At 53.7% G+C, this 17660-nt stretch carries 7 protein-coding genes; 2 read left to right on the forward strand and 5 right to left on the reverse strand.

Annotated elements, in window-relative coordinates:
* Nucleotides 1-8: 8 nt before the first annotated feature.
* Nucleotides 9-3482 (reverse strand): dockerin type I domain-containing protein, encoded by a 3474-nt coding sequence (locus VGS11_06620; protein HEV2119758.1) that lies wholly within the window; start codon nt 3480-3482, stop codon nt 9-11.
* A gap of 83 nt (nt 3483-3565) precedes the next feature.
* Nucleotides 3566-4462 carry a cohesin domain-containing protein gene (locus tag VGS11_06625; protein ID HEV2119759.1) on the reverse strand — a complete coding sequence of 299 codons (897 nt, stop codon included), beginning with the start codon at nt 4460-4462 and terminating at the stop codon, nt 3566-3568.
* Between the two features lie 336 nt (nt 4463-4798).
* Between VGS11_06625 and VGS11_06630 the strand changes: the two genes are divergently transcribed.
* Both VGS11_06630 and VGS11_06635 read left to right on the forward strand, forming a co-directional pair.
* Complete coding sequence (locus VGS11_06630) at nt 4799-6850, forward strand: NosD domain-containing protein (protein ID HEV2119760.1); 2052 nt, start codon at nt 4799-4801, stop codon at nt 6848-6850.
* Nucleotides 6851-7062: 212 nt separating this feature from the next.
* The gene (locus VGS11_06635) at nt 7063-7785 is read left to right on the forward strand and encodes a dockerin type I domain-containing protein (protein ID HEV2119761.1); all 723 of its coding nucleotides are present in this window, start codon (nt 7063-7065) and stop codon (nt 7783-7785) included.
* Nucleotides 7786-7881: 96 nt separating this feature from the next.
* Here the strand turns inward: VGS11_06635 and VGS11_06640 are convergent, their stop codons facing one another.
* The 3 genes from VGS11_06640 to VGS11_06650 form a co-directional block, all read right to left on the reverse strand.
* Nucleotides 7882-14163 carry a PKD domain-containing protein gene (locus VGS11_06640; protein HEV2119762.1) on the reverse strand — a complete coding sequence of 2094 codons (6282 nt, stop codon included), beginning with the start codon at nt 14161-14163 and terminating at the stop codon, nt 7882-7884.
* 217 nt (nt 14164-14380) lie between these two features.
* Nucleotides 14381-15796: a PKD domain-containing protein gene (locus tag VGS11_06645; GenBank protein ID HEV2119763.1), complete on the reverse strand. Its 1416-nt coding sequence runs from the start codon at nt 15794-15796 to the stop codon at nt 14381-14383.
* Nucleotides 15797-15944: 148 nt separating this feature from the next.
* Nucleotides 15945-17618, reverse strand: a complete 1674-nt coding sequence (locus tag VGS11_06650) for a dockerin type I domain-containing protein (GenBank protein ID HEV2119764.1) — start codon at nt 17616-17618, stop codon at nt 15945-15947.
* Nucleotides 17619-17660: the final 42 nt, after the last annotated feature.

The following is a 17660-nucleotide window of genomic DNA, read 5'->3' on the forward strand; positions in this document are numbered from 1 at the left end:
AAGTCTGGTCAGAGTACGGTTTTGCCGAAGTTGAAGGCCAGTAGGGACGCGTCAACAATGTCTACATGCCCATCGTGATCAAAGTCGGCGTACGGATTGTAGAGTGGAGATCCGATCATCGAGTCAAAGGATACTGCGAGGGCGGAAGCGTCAAGAATGTCAACAGTACCGTCGCCCGTAACATCGCCGGGAGGCGAGATCCGCATGATCCCCATTGACAGAAAGTTGTCGCCTTTGTTGATAGCGCTCTCGCCAGGGACGGATTGAAGTGTCGCGTTCATGACGTATCGTCCCCAAATCAGCGAGGGCTGGAAGATGACTTGCTGTGTGCTGCCGGGTGTTAGGCTCAGAGGTTTAGTGAATGTTGTTGTGTTCATCTTCAATGTCACAGCGGTTGATTCAGCAAAGTCGCCGTAGTTCTTGACTCCGACAGTTATGTTGAACGGATAACCGGATCTGATGAGACGAGTGGAAACGGAAACAATCGTTATTCCGACGTCATGAATCCCGGCAATCGGGTCCGAGGTTGTCTTCCAAAGATCTATGGCGCCGCTCGTAGAGTTTTGTCTGGTGAAGAATATCCATAGCTTCTGATCGGACATCTGAGCAGCGGTGGGAAGAGCGTCAGTGGTGGCTGAGGTCAGGGCAAGAGGTCCCGTCCAAGAGGTTGCGTTCGGAGCAAAGGTTGTGTAGTCAATATTGTTCCCGCTGATCGTACTTACTGAGAAGAAGACGTAGAGGGTGCCGTCTCTAGCTTGAACCATAGAGGGTGAGCCATCGTCGTTAGTGTCCGCGAAGAGCAGTTGTCTGGCGGTCCATGAACTCGAGGTAATCCCAGTAGACGGGAGCGCTGGAATGGTAGCATCGGTGCTCGTCGAGTACAAGTTAGTGGCGCCAGTATCGTTGGAGGACCAGACGATCCTTATGCTACCGTCCTTTGCAATGATTGCGGAAGGTGTCACCTGGCTCAGGGCCGGGTTTGAAGCCCCTGGGACCGGAAAATCTGCCGACCAAGCGAGCCCGTCGAAATACTTGTAGTAGATACTGCTGCAGACTGGGGCACAACCAACGCCTGTCTGGCGAGACCACACTACCCAGATCCTGCCGTACCTATCGACCGCAACAGATGGAGAGGCATCACTTAGCGATGTCGTTGTCATCTGGATAGCCGGAGTGGTGGGGGATGGGCTTGCGATCGTATCTGAGTATAATCTGTAGTATAGGTTCGGGTGGCCGGTCTTGTTGGACGACCAGACTATCATCATCGTGCCGTTTGCTAGAGGACTCACTGAGTCGTAGTTATCGGCGCCGGCATCATTGCTCACCTGTTGCTTGTTAGTCCAGGCAGTTCCGTTCCATACTTTGAAGTAGATGATGTGGTTTTTCACTACTCCTAAGGGGACCTCGCTCCATGCCAGCCAGACCCTGCCGAGAGGGTCCAGGGCGACAGATGGGCTCCCAACGCTCACCGATGACGGCGTTGTTCCGTAGATTACCGGGTCTCCCGGGTCGTAGACGTTGCTGTTGTTGAGATCGTATGCGATTATCTCTCCAGGATCCCACAGGCCATTGCCGTTGAGGTCTGCGAACTTGACTAGGGAATCACTTACTAGGGCGGTTGCATTTCGGGGGGCGTTGCCAACTATGACGGTCTCGCCTGTTTCGTAGATCTTGTCATTGTTGACGTCATACGCAACTGTTTCGCCCGGATCCCAATGGCCGTCCCCTGCGATTCCTCCGGCGATTACCGATTCTCCCTGGTCATACATTCCGTTGCTGTTAGAGTCGTAGACCACAGGTTCACCTTGGTCCCAGACGCCGTTCCCGTTGAGATCGACGAATTTTATCTTCGGATCGGACTTGAGAACGGTGCCGATTGTTAGTTGAGTCCCCGCAATAACGGGCTCGCTCAGCAGGGTTCCAGGCAGCGGAGGTATGCCAAGGACGACCGGCTCGCCAGCATCGTACACGTGGTTACTGTTGCTATCATAGACGACCGCTTCGCCCAAATCCCAAACGTTGTTTGTGTCGGAGTCGACATATCGGAGGTTCGGGTCAGTCTTCAGAACGGTCCCAATAGCCGGCACTGGCCCCGCAATTACTGGCTCTCGGAGCAGCGTTCCGACTGCGGGCGCGGTTCCGAATACGATTACGTCGGCAGCATCGTAGACGTTGTTGTTGTCGGACTCGTAGATGATGGTCTCGCCTGTGGACCAGCCGCCTGTTAGGAATGTGTCGACGAACCTCATGATGGGATCGAAGGCGATGATGGTTCCGTTGGGCGGAGCGGGTCCGACGATAACTCTGTCGACGAACAAATTGTGAGTACTACCGGGGCCGATGTAGATCCCGTTGTTATTCCGGTCGTAGATTACTGTCTCGCCGGGGTCCCAGTGACCGTTACTGTTTGCATCCCAGAACCTTAAGCGGGGATCGATTGAGGCACTGTAGCTGCCGTTGAAGTTGCTGTCGTACGTGACGCTGTCTCCCGGGACCCAGTGATTGTTGTTATTGGTGTCAACATATCGTATCTTTGGATCGTTTGCGAGCTGTGTCTGGGGGGCGGGAGCGCCGTTCGCTATGACCGGTTCTCCGGTTTCGAAGATGTTGTCGTTGTTGGCGTCGTAGACGACTGCGTCTCCGCTGGTCCATGAGCCTGTTCTGTTGGAGTCGACGAATCTGATCTTGGAATCTACGCTCAGGTTTGTGCCTAAGGCGGGTGCTGTGCCTGATATGACAATGTCTCCGGTCGTGTATGTTCCGCTGTTGTCAGCGTCGTAGATCACGGTCTTTCCTGACGCCCATGTTCCGGGCGCGTTTGGAGTGCTGGCGGGTGGAGTGTCGACAAACTTGATTTTTGGATCGAGGGATGCGCTGTACAGTCCATCATTGTTCACATCGTAGGCTACCGGTTTGCCCAGTGACCAGACTCCGTTTCCGTTCGTATCGAAGAATTTTAACTTCGCGTCGGTCTTCAGAGCACTAGTTGGGGCAACAGGTAGGCCTCCGACCACAAGCTCGCCCGCGTCGTAGAGTCCGTTGTTGTTTGCGTCGTAGACAACTGGTTCGCCTTGATCCCATACGTTGTCGAGGTTCGTGTCAACAAACTTCAGGTGGCTATCGGATTTTAATGGTGTGGAATAGGCGGGGGGTGTTCCGGCTATGATGCTGTCGCCGAAGTTGTAGAGGGTATCATTGTTCGCATCGTAGATTACGGTCTCTCCGCTGTCCCAGTGTCCATTGTTGTTTGTGTCCACGAACCGGATTCTAGAGTCGACCTTAAGCGCTGTTCCAATCGGGGGAGAGCTATCGAGAATTCGTATCTTGGGATCGAGGGAAAGCGTTGTGCCCATTGAGACTCGCGTGGGGGCTGCGAACCCGATAGCGTGAGCATTCTCGAGATTGATGAGGCTTGAGACGCCAAGGAGGGTCAGTGACACCAGGAGGAGGGCTCTGATGAGTTGTCCTTGGCGGGTGGTCAAGAAGTTCACCTATTAGTAACTGGCCTTCCGAGTAGAAAAAGAAAAAGGAGGGTTGAGCCCTGAGAGGGCTCCCGTTATTCGCGCTAGCTCTTGACTTTGAAGAACAATCCAGGGCCGGAGGCGCCAGGAACGCATACCGTTAGGCTTGCACATTCAAGTGCAGTTGCGGTGATGCTCCAGGTTCCAATGGTTGGCATTGAGGAGAAGTCTATGGTTGCGCTGACGGTGGTCGAGTTGCCGGGGAACATGAAGACGACGTTCGATTGAGCGAAAAGCTGGCCGCCGTGCGGGTCGGTCGCGGTCAGGAGTACTGCTCCATAGCCGGCACGTGGGTTAGATGGCGATAGCTGGATGAAGCCGGTGTAGTCGACGGTGAATTGGCCTTTGCGTAGGTGTCGGACTGGGCTCGCTGTTGGCTGGGCGTTGGGCGCTACGAGGTTGACGGTGGGTGCAATGAAGAAGACCGAGTTGATGCTCGTGTGTGGGGCGCATGGGCCTGTTGATCCGCCAGTGGCGCAGACGAGCAGGTCGTGTGCGATGACGAGGTCAGAGTTGCCGTCGGCGATAACCTTGAAGGTTATGACGGCGAGGGTTGATGAGAAGACGTTGGTGCTTATTCCTCCCAGAAGAGAGAATGCGGAGCGTGCTGTGCCGAATCCGTCGTTGCAGCTTGAGACGAACTGGAATGCTTGTCCTGAGGCAACGAATGGTCCGATAAGGGTGCTGCCCGAGTGGTCGTCGTATGCGATGCAACTGAGGACTGCGTTGTTGTACAGCAGTGAGTAGTCGTAGCCGACAAGCATTGGCTGGTTGGTGAGGCTGATGGTTACTTGAAAGGTGCTTCCGACGACGCCTGAGTATAGTGGTTGGTCCATTGAGATGAGTGCGCCTGAGAAGGCTGCGGCTGGTGCCATTGAGAATGGGATTGTTGTGAGCACTGTTAGCGTGGCTAGCATGATTGAGGATAGTAGTTTATTCATGTCTATCCAATATCCACTGAGGCTTTCCGTCTATACCTCATATAAGACTTGCTGACTGGCAGGGTTCTTCCTGTATCTATGGAAACCTCCGGTTATACGTAGCCTACCACGCATTCGAGAGGATAAACGGGTGATTTTGATAAGCAATTCCCGGAGTATTCAATCTAGAACGCCGGAGGGGAGAGTAAGAGCTGACCGTTGGATTTCTGGTTCTCTATCCTTCGATAGAAATACTTCGTAGCGATACGTAGGTTTGCGATCTGGCGAGAGCGCGCTAGAATTATAAGAGGTCCAGTCCTTTTGATCAGCGTCCGGTGAGTCGCTATTCGGATCAACATGTCCTTAGTATGGACGATTGCCACTGTTCTGCTCATCCTGACCGCCGGTGTGTTGCCCCGAGCATCGTTCTACGCCTCAGCTCATCCAGGCACTCTCTCTGTTCCCTCGCAGTATTCGACGATACAGGCTGCGGTGAACGCCGCGGTCTCAGGGGATACGATTCTCGTCGCTCCGGGTATCTACAGGGAGAGCGTGGTTGTCATAAAGAGCGTCAACATCACGGGCGCCTCGAGAGATACGACTGTTATTGATCCGGCTGGCGCGGGTCCGGGTGTTAATATTACTCTGGCGAGCGGGGTTTCGCTTCAGGGCTTCACGATCAACGATACGGGACTGTTCGATCCCGCGATATTCGTGAACTCATCATCACTGGTCGTGATATCGAACAACAAGCTGTCCGCCTCTGTTCAGTCGAACGGCGTGACGGTTCTAGATTCCAGCCAGGTTTCAGTGACAAACAACCTGTTGACCGGTGATCTCTACGGTGTAGCGGTGCAGGGCGGGTTCGGCAATAATATCCGATTTAACAATGCCACAGGCAACGTCGCCGGCGTTAGAATCTACTCATCGTCAGGGAACAAGATCACCGACAATATCATCCGGAAGGATCAGGTGGGCCTGGAGCTCTGGGCCGGATCGACTGGGAATGTGGCGTTGCGAAACCTGGTCGCGAACGATTCTTTCTGGGGAGTCTCGGTCCAGAACTCCCGGAACAATCTTGTCGCCGAGAACAATATCGAGTTCAACAATGCAGACCCGCGGAACACGGAGGGCATCAACCTGCAAAATGCTGTGGGAAATAGGTTCTATCACAATAATATCAGGAGTAATAGTATTCAGGCGAGTGCGGTGTTTCCGCCCGGCGACCAGAACATCTGGGACAACGCGACTGGGGCAACGTTGAAGACCGATTCGAAGATCATGTTCGTTGATACGAACGGTAATGGTGTGTGGAATTTTAACGAGACAGTTGTCTACGACACGGACGGTAACGGAGTTTACGATTTGGGAGAGCCTGTTATCGGCTCGGTGAACGGGATGATGCCGCTACCGGGTACAATGCTGAAGAGCTTCTCCGGGCTGAAATTTGTGGACCGGTATGGGGATGGGATCTGGAGACGCGGAGATCCCGTGGTGAACGATACGAACAATGACAACTTGTTCGAGGCGGGCGAGACGGCGATATCGGCGGTTGGGGGAAACTTCTGGAGCGATTACTCAGGGAAGGATAATGGAGCGAACGGTTTCGGGCTCAACGGGATCGGCGATACACTGATTCCTTGGCCATGTCCGAATGGTGGAGCATCTACTGCTCCGTGCCCGGCGGGCAGCCCGAGAGAAGAGGACTGGTATCCGTTGATGAAATCATGGGTTCCGCCGAACATGAACGTGACAGCGAGCGCGAGTCCGTTTCTCGGATATCCGCCGGTACAGGTTTCATTCCAGGGAAAGGTTGCGGGTGGAGCGGCGCCGTACAATTACACGTGGAACTTCGGGGAAGGATCGACGGGAGTCGGTAGTGGGGTTGTTCACTCGTACGCGGTCAAGGGGAGCTATGTTGCAGTGCTGACTGTTAGCGATTCTGGTTTCCGGACAAGATCAGACTCTGTCGCGATCTCCGTTGTGGTTGGAACTTTGTTGGTGAGGGTTGTGGATGGGAACAAGAAGCCTGTCGTGGGTGCGGATATCGGCTCGACGGTTCAGCCGGCTGGGCAGCCGGCGCTCAGCGGGAAGGTGAACAACTCCGGACTCGTCACCTTCTCTGATCTCCGGAATGGATCTTACACGATACGGGCGGCAAGCATTGGCTTTGTGGCAGGATCAAAAGGTGTGGTTATCTCTCTCAACCGTTTGACAAATGCGACGATCACACTGAGCCCGTCTCCAGCGCCGGCGAGTAGTCTCTGGTTGTTTGCCGTTGGTGGAGGGGCGGCGGCAGGCGTTGCTGCTGTGGCCGGGTTCTTGGTCTGGCGGTCCCGGCGGAAGAAACGAGCCTCCCATGAAGGACCGCCAACTTCAGTTCCAGGTGCAAACGTGGCGCAGCCCTAGTGTCACGAAGGGCCGGGGGCGCGGGAAAAACAGACCCCCCCGTGGGATGGCATATTTGTTAGCGGGAAATAGAATAGTTAACTGAAAAGAAACGTTGGGGGAAAAATAGTTATGAGAAAAAGAAAGGTTGGGAAAGCGGAATAGTTACCCGCCGAGACCCGTAATAGCAAAGCTATTATCCATGTAGAAGGTCATATCATAGACCGTTCTTTGTGAAGATTACAATAATACTGATCGCGATTCTCCTAGCGGGAACCGTCACAACGAACTTCACATTTGAACGCGTCAAGAAGCCGGGCACGCCGGACGCAAGGCCAACCGTGGATCAGCCTGGACAATTCAGCCCCGCCTTTGCCAACTTGACAGCGTACACCGCAACCGCGTTCCTTGCAGGGTTCAACTCATCCACGATGCTCGGTAACTGTGCTCCGAGCGGAACGGCCACTTGCAACCCTGGATTTGCGATGTACCGCGGAGTAACAACCACGTTCAAGATTATCTGGGGAGACTGCTGCACCCACACGTTCTCTCTGTACACGAAGGGCTTCCTCTCAACAAAAGTGAACACGACAGATTCTTGCTCGACCGCCAACAAGATAGGATGCGTCGCAAAGGCGAACATCCCTACGAGCCGGACAGTAAACTTTCTCTTCGCACCGAATATTCCTCTAGACGATTTCACCGGGCTTGGCGGATACGAGTACTACTGCCAGATCCACCCTGACAGCATGCACGGAAAAGTAATAGTCTACAAGAACCCCAACATCAGCGGAACAGGGGTCGTCAATATTCTTGACGCCTCAGCTCTAGCCGTCTCGTTCGACTCAACACATGGATCAGCAAACTTCAACGCAGCAGTCGACTTCAACAACGATGGTGTCATCGATATCCTAGATGCTTCCTTCCTAGCAAATCTCTTCGACCGACCAATTTAGACGAAGTGCCCAGTCCGAAGGCCGGACTTGACGGTATTTGTAGCGCCAGCTCGAGCGCAAAAATAGACTGAGAAGAGAAAAGTGGAGTTTTGGATTCTAGTTGTCTTTGGAAGCGACGAGAGTCCCGTTAGATAGCAGCAGTGCGCTGGCGTCGTTCGTGTTGTTCTCGAGAACAGTGACAGGGAGAAATACTCTGACAACGTCGGTGGATGCTTGGCCTGTGATCTTTACGCGAGCCATGAAGAATCCATTGTCATCATAGCTGTGAGTTGCGCTGCATGTTCCGGTGCTGGTCGTTGCAACAACGGCTGGTGCGCCATCGCCGAATGTGAAGCTGCAGGCGAATGGGGCTGAGCCGCCGGTGAATGTCGCGGTGAAGGTCACTGTCGCTCCCTGGATAACAGGCGTCGGGTTTACCGTGTAGCTCGTTACGACCAGGGGTGGATTCGAGAAGGTGAAGGTAGCGGGATGATCGCCGGTGACGAAGCGGGCGCCGTTTACGTGGAGGAGTATGGTGTTGCCTTGTGTTACGGTGACGTTCTTGACGAGGGCGAAGTGTCCCGGGGGTGGGCTTGTGAACTGTACGGTGTTCATTCCCTGGACCACGAAAGCAGTTATGTCGAAGGGTCCGAAGCTGACGAACTTGTTCTCGAACGCAGAGTTATCCTTGCCGCCGGGGATGCAAGGTGGCAGGTTGACAATCATGTGTCCGTTAACGCTGACGTTCAGCTGTCCAACACCGTTATCGCAATCGTCAATGTCGAAGGCCTGGAAGGTCAACATGACTGCCTTGCCGGTCACTGTACTCGTGACAGTTACCGAGTGAGTTGCGGTTGTTGAAACGCCGTTCATGTCGGTTACTGTCAGCATAACAATGAAGGTTCCCGGTGTCACGTAGGTGTGTGTTGCTGGGTTGCCGGTTCCTGTGGTGGTGTCGCCAAAGCTCCAGGTGTACGTGTTCGGAGCGGTTCCGCCTGTGACAGTCGCTGTGAAAGTTACTAGTGTCGCGTTGGTTGGTGTTGTTGGAGAGAAGGTGAAGTCAGCTGATAATGCGACTGCGGCCATCGTGATGCTGGCGGATTTTGTCTGAGTGTTCGGGATTGGTGTTGCGGAATCTGTTCCTGTTACACTGATGCTTACTGTTCCCTTGACACTGTATGTTGTCGTGAAGCTTGCTCCTATGCCGGATGATGGAGTGCCTCCGGTCGCTGTCCACGAGAACGTGACTGTGCCGGTTCCACCGGTGGATGTTGCGGTGCAGTTAAGTGGAGTGCCAACGGTTCCCGCGGCTGGGCAGTTGATTGTGACTGCTAGTGCGGCTGCAGATCCAATCGTATGGGTTGCAGAGGCTGTAATGCCGTTCGCATCAGTTACTGTCTCGACGACGGTGAATGGTCCTGTGGTCGAGTATGTGTGAGCAGCCGGGTTTCCTGTGCCCGTTGTTGTGTCGCCGAAGGTCCAGGAGTATGTGTACGCTGGTGTCCCGCCGCTGGTTGTGGCGGTGAATGTGACTGGGCTGTTCGCTACTATTGGTGTTGGGCTTGCTGTGAAGTCCGTTGTCAATGCGAGCGCGGCTATTATGACACTCGCGGACTTTGATTGAATGTTGGGTGTAGGAGTTGCAGAATCGGTTCCGATTACACTAATCGTGACAGTTCCCTTCACATTGTAAGTGGTACTGAAACTAGAGCCGGTGCCTGAAGCAGGACTTCCACCCGTCGCTGTCCATGCGAAGGTGACTGTGCCGGTTCCGCCTGATGATGAGGCTGTGCATGCGACCGCTGTCCCTACTGTTCCGGTTGCAGGGCAGTTGATTGTCACGGTGAATACTGGGGCGGAGCCGACTGTGTGGGTTGCGGTGGCAGTCTTCGCGTTAGCATCGGTGACTGTCAAGACAACTGTGAACGGGCCAGTGCTCGCATAGGTGTGGCTAACCGGGTTGGTTGTTCCGGTTCCTCCGTCGCCAAAGGTCCAAGCGTAGGTGTAGGGTGCGGTTCCACCGGTCGTCGTCGCCGTGAACGTAGCGGCAACGTTAGGAGTTATTGTGGCCGGGAAGGTAAAGTCGGTTGCCAGGGCAAGAGGACTGACTGTTATTGATGCGGTATTTGACGCCGAAACAACATTCGCATCTAGGACGGTTACCTTGACGACGAAAGTGTTCTTCGCGGTGTACGTGTGCGATGCGGAGGCGCCGGTGACCGTTGCAGATCCATCGCCAAAGTCCCAGGTGAACGTGTACGGTGAGGTTCCACCGGTCGCTGTCGCGGAAACACTGACTGATGTGCCAACTGTGCCGGTCGTCGGAACTGTGGGTGTAACGGTTAAGGCCAGGGCTGCGATGTTGACGGAGGCGGATTTCGTATCGGTGGCTGCTGTTGGAGTTGCGGAGTCTGTGCCGGCTACGCTGATGGTCTTCATTCCCTTCACGCTATAGGTTGTGCTGAAAGTTGCTCCGGTGCCAGAGGCTGGGGATCCGCCTGTGGCCGTCCAGGCGAAGGTGTAGGGTGTTGTGCCTCCTGTTGCAGAGACGGTGCAGTTGACTGCCGCTCCGACGGTTCCTGTGGTGGGGCATGTGATCGTGACGGTGAAGGGCGGGGCTGAACCGATCGTATGAGTTGCGGTCGCGGTCTTCGTATTTGCATCAGTGACTGTCAGGACGACGGTGAAGGGTCCGGTGGTGGTGTAGGTGTGAGTGATCGGGTTTGTTGTGCCGGTTGTTCCGTCACCGAACGCCCACGCGTACCCGTATGGGCTTGTTCCGCCGGTTGTGGTGGCGGTGAAGGTTATCGGGGTATTGGCAGTTACGGTTGTTGGACTGATAGTCCAGTCGGTGGCGAGGGTGAGCGCCGCAATTGTGATCGACGCAGTGTTCGACACAGTGACCGCGTTCATGTCAGTGACGGTAACCTTGACCGTGAAAGTTCCCTTTGCCGTGTAAGTGTGGGTGGCCGTGGCGCCTGGAACTACAGCAGTTGCGTCGCCAAAGTCCCAAGAGAACGTGTAAGGTGATGTTCCGCCTGAGGCAGTCGCGGAGACGCTTACTGAGGTGCCGACAGTGCCGGTTGCGGGAACTGTCGGAGTAACGGTGAGAGCTAGTGCGCTAATCAGGACACTGGCCGATTTTGTCTGAGTGTTCGGCGTTGGAGTTGCAGAGTCAGTTCCTGTCACACTAATGCTGTGTGAGCCTTTCACATTGTAAGTTGTGCTGAAGGTGGATCCGGTGCCTGACGCAGGCGAGCCACCTGTTGCGGTCCAAGCGAACGTGACTGTGCCGGTTCCGCCTGATGATGAAGCGTTGCATGCGACAGCAGTTCCAACGGTTCCCGTTGTCGGGCAGGTTATTGTTACAGTGAGGGGTGTCGCCTGGCCTACTGAGTGAGAAGCTGTGGCTGTCTTAGCGTTCGCATCAGTAGCAGTAACAGAGACAGTGAAGGGTCCGGATGAGGAATAGGAGTGACTCGCGGGGTTGCCCGTTCCCGTTGCTCCGTCGCCGAATGTCCACGCGTAAGTGTATGGCGCTGTTCCGCCTGTTGTTGTCGCAGTGAAGCTGGCAGCAGCACCTGGGGTTATTGTTGCGGGGAACGTAAAGTCAGTTGCTAGGGCAAGAGGACTGACTGTTATTGATGCCGTGTTGGATGCTGTGACAGAGTTCGCGTCAGTGACGGTTACCTTGACGACGAAAGTGTTCTTCGCGGTGTACGTGTGCGACACTGTTGCTCCCATGACTACGGCACTACCGTCGCCAAAGTCCCAGGAGAAGGTGTAGGGCGAGGTGCCACCAGTGGCAGTCGCAGAAACGCTGACTGCGCTGCCAACTGTCCCGGTCGTCGGAACTGTAGGTGTAACACTCAAGGCCAGAGCTGCGATGGTGACCGATGCAGATTTTGTATCGCTAGCATGTGTCGGGGTTGCAGAGTCCGTACCAGTTACGCTGATAGTCTTCGCTCCCTTTACACTATAAGTTGCGCTGAATGATGCTCCGGTGCCCGACGCTGGACTACCGCCAGTAGCAGTCCATGAGAAAGTGACCACTCCTGTTCCACCCGAGGATGTAGCGGTGCACGCGACAGCTGTGCCAACGGTTCCGGTCAGAGGACATGTCATCGTAACTGTAAATGGTGTGGCTGCGCTGATTGTTACGGTAGCACTAGCAGTTCCGGTGTTCGGGACCGGGGCGGAGTCGGTTGCAGTAACGCTGATTTGTTGTGGTCCCGGCGTACTGTATGTTGTGGTAAAAGTTGCTGCGGTTCCTGAAGCAGGGTTCCCGCCCGTAGCTGTCCAAGCGAATCCGACCGGAGCTGTTCCACCCGTCGTGGTCACAGTGCAAGTGACCGCAACACCAACGGTCCCAGTCGAGGGACAATTTATCGCGACTGCCAGCGTAATCTTGAGGTTGAAGGCTGTCGTTTTGATGAGACCTCCCGAGGCGGTGCCGGTAATCGTAATCGCCGCGGTTCCTGCAAGCGCGGCGGAGGTGGTTACGACATTCACCTGCGAGGTGCATGATAGAGCGCATGATGTTGGTGCCAGCGTGACAGTGGTGCCCGCAGGCTGGCCTGTCACAACGAATGAAACTGATTGAGATGCTCCCCCGGTGAGAGTGGCGGAGAGACTCGCAGTGGTGCCTGAACCGGCAACTACAGTGATCGGATTCGGGGTCACCTGGAGACCATAGTCAAAGACCGTTATTACTGGAGAAAATCCGTTCTCCTTGATACTGGTTGGTGCAGCCGCCGCCGACTCCTGAGGTGTGACACGAACAACGAAACTGCCACCGAACGCGTAGGTGTGAAGTGCGAAGGCAGCTGTTGTGCCACTGACAGTGGTGTCGGGGCTACCATCACCCCAGTGAAAGACGTACGTGAACAAGCTCGCCATGAAGCCCAATGGGTAGGCAGTTGCGTACGCCGTAACAGCAGTTACATTTACTACAGAGCCGGCATTGATACTTGTCTTGTCAGAGGTAACCGTCACAGTGTACGCCGCAGGCGTCCCGGTAACATTTACCGGAAAGGCCTGTGTTGTGGTTTGAGGCCCGCCCAGCTGGCTTCCTGAAGAGTCGGTGACGGAGAAAACTGTGTTGTAAACTCCAGCAAAATTCCAAGTAATGCCCGGAACGTTCGAAGGATCCGTGCTCGCTGCAGCAAACGGATTGCTACAGACAGTAAGAAGACGGATGTTACCGGGACAGAACCTCCAACTACCGCTGAACCCCGATGACCCAGTCCCGGCGCAAGTAGCACCACTACACTCGGCGGAAACCCCACCAAGATAACCAGACTTGAATGAAGTTGAAACTGTGCCAGTAGCAGCCGTGGCGGGTCCTTGCGTGGCTCCAACTAGTGGCAACCTTCTGACGGCAGTTATGCTGTGCGCGGCGGAGTCGGTGACCGTAAGAGTAACTCGGTTGATGGCCTGAGGGGGCGCCGTAACAATGACAGTCTGTCCAGTTGCGTTGACCTTTGCAATGTATCCGGACGAGTCAAAACTGCTGAAATCCCAATTGTAGGTGAACGGAGCTGTGCAATAACTGCAAGAAGCGGCTGTTGCGGAGAAAGTAATTGGGAAAAATGGAACCTCAGGATTCGGCGAGAAACTCCAAGATTCATCGAAGGTTCCAGGAGGTGGCGTTGGAAATAGGAAGTTAGCGTAAGTATTGAACGAACCGTTCTGGACATTATGAGCCTCAGGGCCAGTGTTTAATCCTACGGCGAAAGTAACAATACTCTTCGTGAAAGTGAGCGCACTATTTCCAGCGCCCACAACGTCAAACCGCATACGGAAGAACTCAACGGTGTTAGGAGAACCGCCCGTCGTTACACTTTCAATAGCTTGAGCAAGACGAACAACGCCATTCACACGATCTACGGTATTTGCTAGACCGAGAGTACATGACGGATTTGCAGCGGGGCAACCAGCATTCCCACCAAATAGAAGACCGATCTGGTCAAACTGAACGAAGTTGAGAACGGCCGGATTGTACTGCAGCGTAACGTCGAACGCATTTATGGTATTATTGCCGTTAGTGTAGAGGACGTTCATGATGACCCCGCCACCCAAGCCTGCTGCAGCAGTTTCGGGACTATCAGAAACCAGAGGGTCCATGGTAAAAGCCGGGTCACCGTCAAAATCGCCGGTCCACTGACAGGTTGAGTCAATGACTCCGTCCGAGTCTTTCGTCGATATCGGAGTAGGGAAAGGATTCGGAGCGTCAGCGGAGTTCCCCAGAGCACAATCTATTCCAAGAACCGGAGGTCCCGGAAGAGCCTTAACCGTGTGAGCACTCGGGAGATAATTCCCACTTAGAAGGCTCGATGCGGCCGAGCTAGCCGTAAGCGTTGCCAGAACGAGCAAAACAGCCACAAAGATAGATTTCAAACTACCACGGATTCTCATAGACAAATAACCTCAGATATACCGAACAAACTATGACCCGTCAATGTAGTCGAAAACTGTTTTGGTTGTTTGTCGTTGATAAGGGTTCTTATGTTGATCGGGCTCTGTATACCTCAAGGAACATCTGTAGCACTTTGGTTATCCAAAGAAATCGCCTGGTTTAGTTTTGCAATCTCACTCTTCACCCGATCAATATCGACTAGCGAAAATTCTTTCGTCGGCGAGGTTTCATTATTACAGCGAGGACTAGTACAATTACAACAAAGCCGGCCAAGCCTACGGCAAGTGTGGAGTATAGGTCTAGGCTGGCTGATGGAGACGGAGCGGAGGGCGAGGTTACTGTCACATCGCGTGATGATGTGTAGGTGTTTCCGTTATCTGTGAGTGTGAGCGTGATAGTGAAGGTTCCAGCCCTCGAGTAAGCGTGGGAGACAGAGTTGCCTGTCCCGCTCGAGCCGTCGCCAAAGTCCCAACGCAGATTGTAGGGGGACGAGCTGCACCACACTGCAAGAGCGGAGAGTTTGACGAGGCTATTGACAATGACGGAGGGAGAGTCAAGATTGAAGGTTGCTATCAATGACGATGAAGAGAGTGGCGTTGAGTTCGGAAGTTGGGCCGAATTCACATGACCACTAGTGCCGGCGGGCGGGCCGGCGACATAGGGAGCGATCCCAGAGGTAACGTCTAGTGAGAAGTCGAGGTTGTACTGGGGATAATTCTGTAGTACCCCAATAATTGTGAGAAGGTGTCTCCCGACCAAAGTTGTCGGTGCCGTGGTTATGGTGAGACTAGAAAGAAAACTCTGGTGAGTAGCATTTAGATTACCAGTTCGCGGACTAAAAACGTAGCCAGTTCCATTGACCGCATTACTGAGCAACAGAGTTACCGTGCCATTCCCAAGATTGTTTGTCCGTGTAACATTCACTGCGACTGTCAGACCCCTGCCTTGAGTCACAGACCCTGTCGGCGGAGATGCTTGGATCGCGAAAGGAGATCTATTGTCGAAATGAGCGTTTGTTACAGTGAACGGGATCAGGTTTCCACATCCGTTTATGAAACCGGTTATTTGCGATGATGCTTGCTGAATACTGATCGAAGTTGCGCCAATCCCTTTGATAATAAATTGGACACGGAAAAGAAGTGCGGGGAGTCCTTGCAAATTCGAAAGATCTGGTCTGTGCTTTGGTCCTAAAACTAGGACTCCAATCCGAGATGCTCCCGGTGGGGAATCGATCGCGTGACTGATCGTGACTGTGTTGTTTGCAGGCATATCAAAGATACAATTGTCGGACAGTGGACACTGAGGGCCCGTGGACCAGGTACCACCGACCTTCAGAATGCTGGAATTGTACGCTAGCCCAATATCAAAGCCCGATACTCCTCCCGAATTCTGATCTGACACAGCAGAAAGATTCGCGGCCAAGATCGACACGTTGAAACTCTGTCCAGAAACCAGCGACGGACTCACAATATTCGACGTGGACAAGTCCTCGCTGTAGACGCTCACAGCCAAGGGAGAATTTGGAGCGACAACTGACTGTTGTGAGTTGATGAAAATGACCAGCGAAAGCAGGACGAAAACTGCAACCCGGAGTGATCTCGAGATTGCTCGCATGTTTCTCTTCGATACAATAGATGAGGGGGCATCCGAAGAATAAGGATTCTCTAGGCGGAGTGCTCTCTGCGGCACTCGGACTAGGCCCAGAGCATGGGACCATTATTTCTAGGGAAGTCGCAAGCCATGGGTTATTGTGTCCTCTGTCTCAGGTTACCGTTCCGAACCAGAGGGCCACGATTGACGCATCCAGAATGTCGACAATACCATCGCCGGTCAGGTCCGCATTAGGGTTCCACAAGGGGCTTCCAGGCGTCGACCCGAAGGCGTAGGCCACAGCAGCGCCGTCCAGAATATCAACTCTACCGTCCAAGGTAATGTCGCCCGGAGGACAAAGCCACAGAATACCACCGGTCATGATATTGTCGCCAGTGACAATCTGCTTCTCAGTTGCTGGTATCACAACGTTCGCGGACAATCGGTACCTGGCCGGGGGAATTCCGTTCGTGTTCCACTGAATGCTCAAAGGCAATATGTCTCCTGCGGCAAGACTGAGAAACTGGGCCGCGATCGTCCTGGAGGTGGCGTTAGTACCCTTCACGAAGAGCCAGAAGCTTTCTGGAAAAGTCCCCAAGTTTGCCACCGTAACATTAACAGTTATCACAGCAGAGACGCTTGGCACGGCAGCTTCTCTGATCTTCATTGGGCTGGCTAAGAGAGCGGTCACGGCTACGTGGTGGAAGGGCATAGGATTTGTTGTTGCATAATAGAGATTCCAGTACATCTGAGGGTCCCTGTTGGTCGACCAGAAGAGATAGACTCGCCCATCTCTCATCTGAGCAAAATTTGGATTCATATCCTCTGGACAGGGGCTAGTGCATCCCACATCATTCGTTAGGTTCGTTTCGCCTGCCCAGCTAGTTCCTCCGTTAACAGAATAATTGTAAAAGACATCAAACTGAAAAGAGCTTCCGCTAGTTGGGAGTTCTCGGCTCCAAGATACCCAAATCGTGGTATTGCTGTCCTGCGAGATGGCGGGATGTCCATCGCTATTAGTTCCCGAGGTAAGCTGGAAGGGTCCGGTCCACACGTTGTTGGAGAATATCTTGTAGTAAATGTTGCCGATGCCTGTGGCGGAATCTGTTCGGGTGTATATCATCCAAACACTCCCGTCGTTCATCTGGTACGCGGACGGTTGAGTGTTCTGAATCGAGGATGCATCTGTGGTAAGAGGGGTCTCTGTCGACCACGATCCTCCCTTGCCAACTTTGTAGAAGATGTTGGAAGTTGTAGGGTTGAGGGCCCGGTCGTAGAACAACCAGAGACTACTGTCGCTTGCAGCGACCACAGAGGATCCTAACTGGTCAAGGTTGCCAAGCGTCGCCTGTCGATCAGATGACCATCCTGGTCCAGGGGTATACTGCTTGAGAAAGATATTGTAGTTACCGGTTCTGTTTGAGGAGAATGACACGTATATGGTCCCATTTCGGAATTGACTAGCAGAGGGGGACACATTTTGGCTAAGAGGAGTCTGCGAGAGGACCTGGTTCCCAGACCAATTTGAGGCGTTGTAAACGGGAGATGGATTAGAGCTCGTTCGATAATCGATGACTGGGAGAGAGGATCTCCCGTTGAAAGCAACATATTCCCAGAAGACCCAGGCAGTTCCATCTAATCCTTGGATTACCGCAGGCTGGAAATCCCGATTTTGAGTGTTTGTAAATCTTTGGGCGTTGCTAATCGAGATATTGAGAATAGGGCCAGGTTGTATCTGCCCTTCGGCAGGTATGATCTGAATAGTGGACGTGATTGGTAGAATTAGGATCAGTAAGAGAAGTGCAGATAGTCTGGCGATGCCCTGCATTTCTCCCACTTTTTTCATATGTTAGATAGAGTGTGTGCGTCCCAAGAAAAGGGGAAAGGA

This window comes from Candidatus Bathyarchaeia archaeon, assembly GCA_035935655.1.
Taxonomy (GTDB): Archaea; Thermoproteota; Bathyarchaeia; order 40CM-2-53-6; family 40CM-2-53-6; genus 40CM-2-53-6.

What these genes read in the sequence shown, in the direction of transcription:
- VGS11_06625 (HEV2119759.1), bottom strand. Translation starts at nt 4,462, where the DNA reads ATGAATAAACTACTATCCTCAATCATGCTAGCCACGCTAACAGTGCTC.
- VGS11_06630 (HEV2119760.1), top strand. Translation starts at nt 4,799, where the DNA reads ATGTCCTTAGTATGGACGATTGCCACTGTTCTGCTCATCCTGACCGCC.
- VGS11_06645 (HEV2119763.1), bottom strand. Translation starts at nt 15,796, where the DNA reads ATGCGAGCAATCTCGAGATCACTCCGGGTTGCAGTTTTCGTCCTGCTT.
- VGS11_06650 (HEV2119764.1), bottom strand. Translation starts at nt 17,618, where the DNA reads ATGAAAAAAGTGGGAGAAATGCAGGGCATCGCCAGACTATCTGCACTT.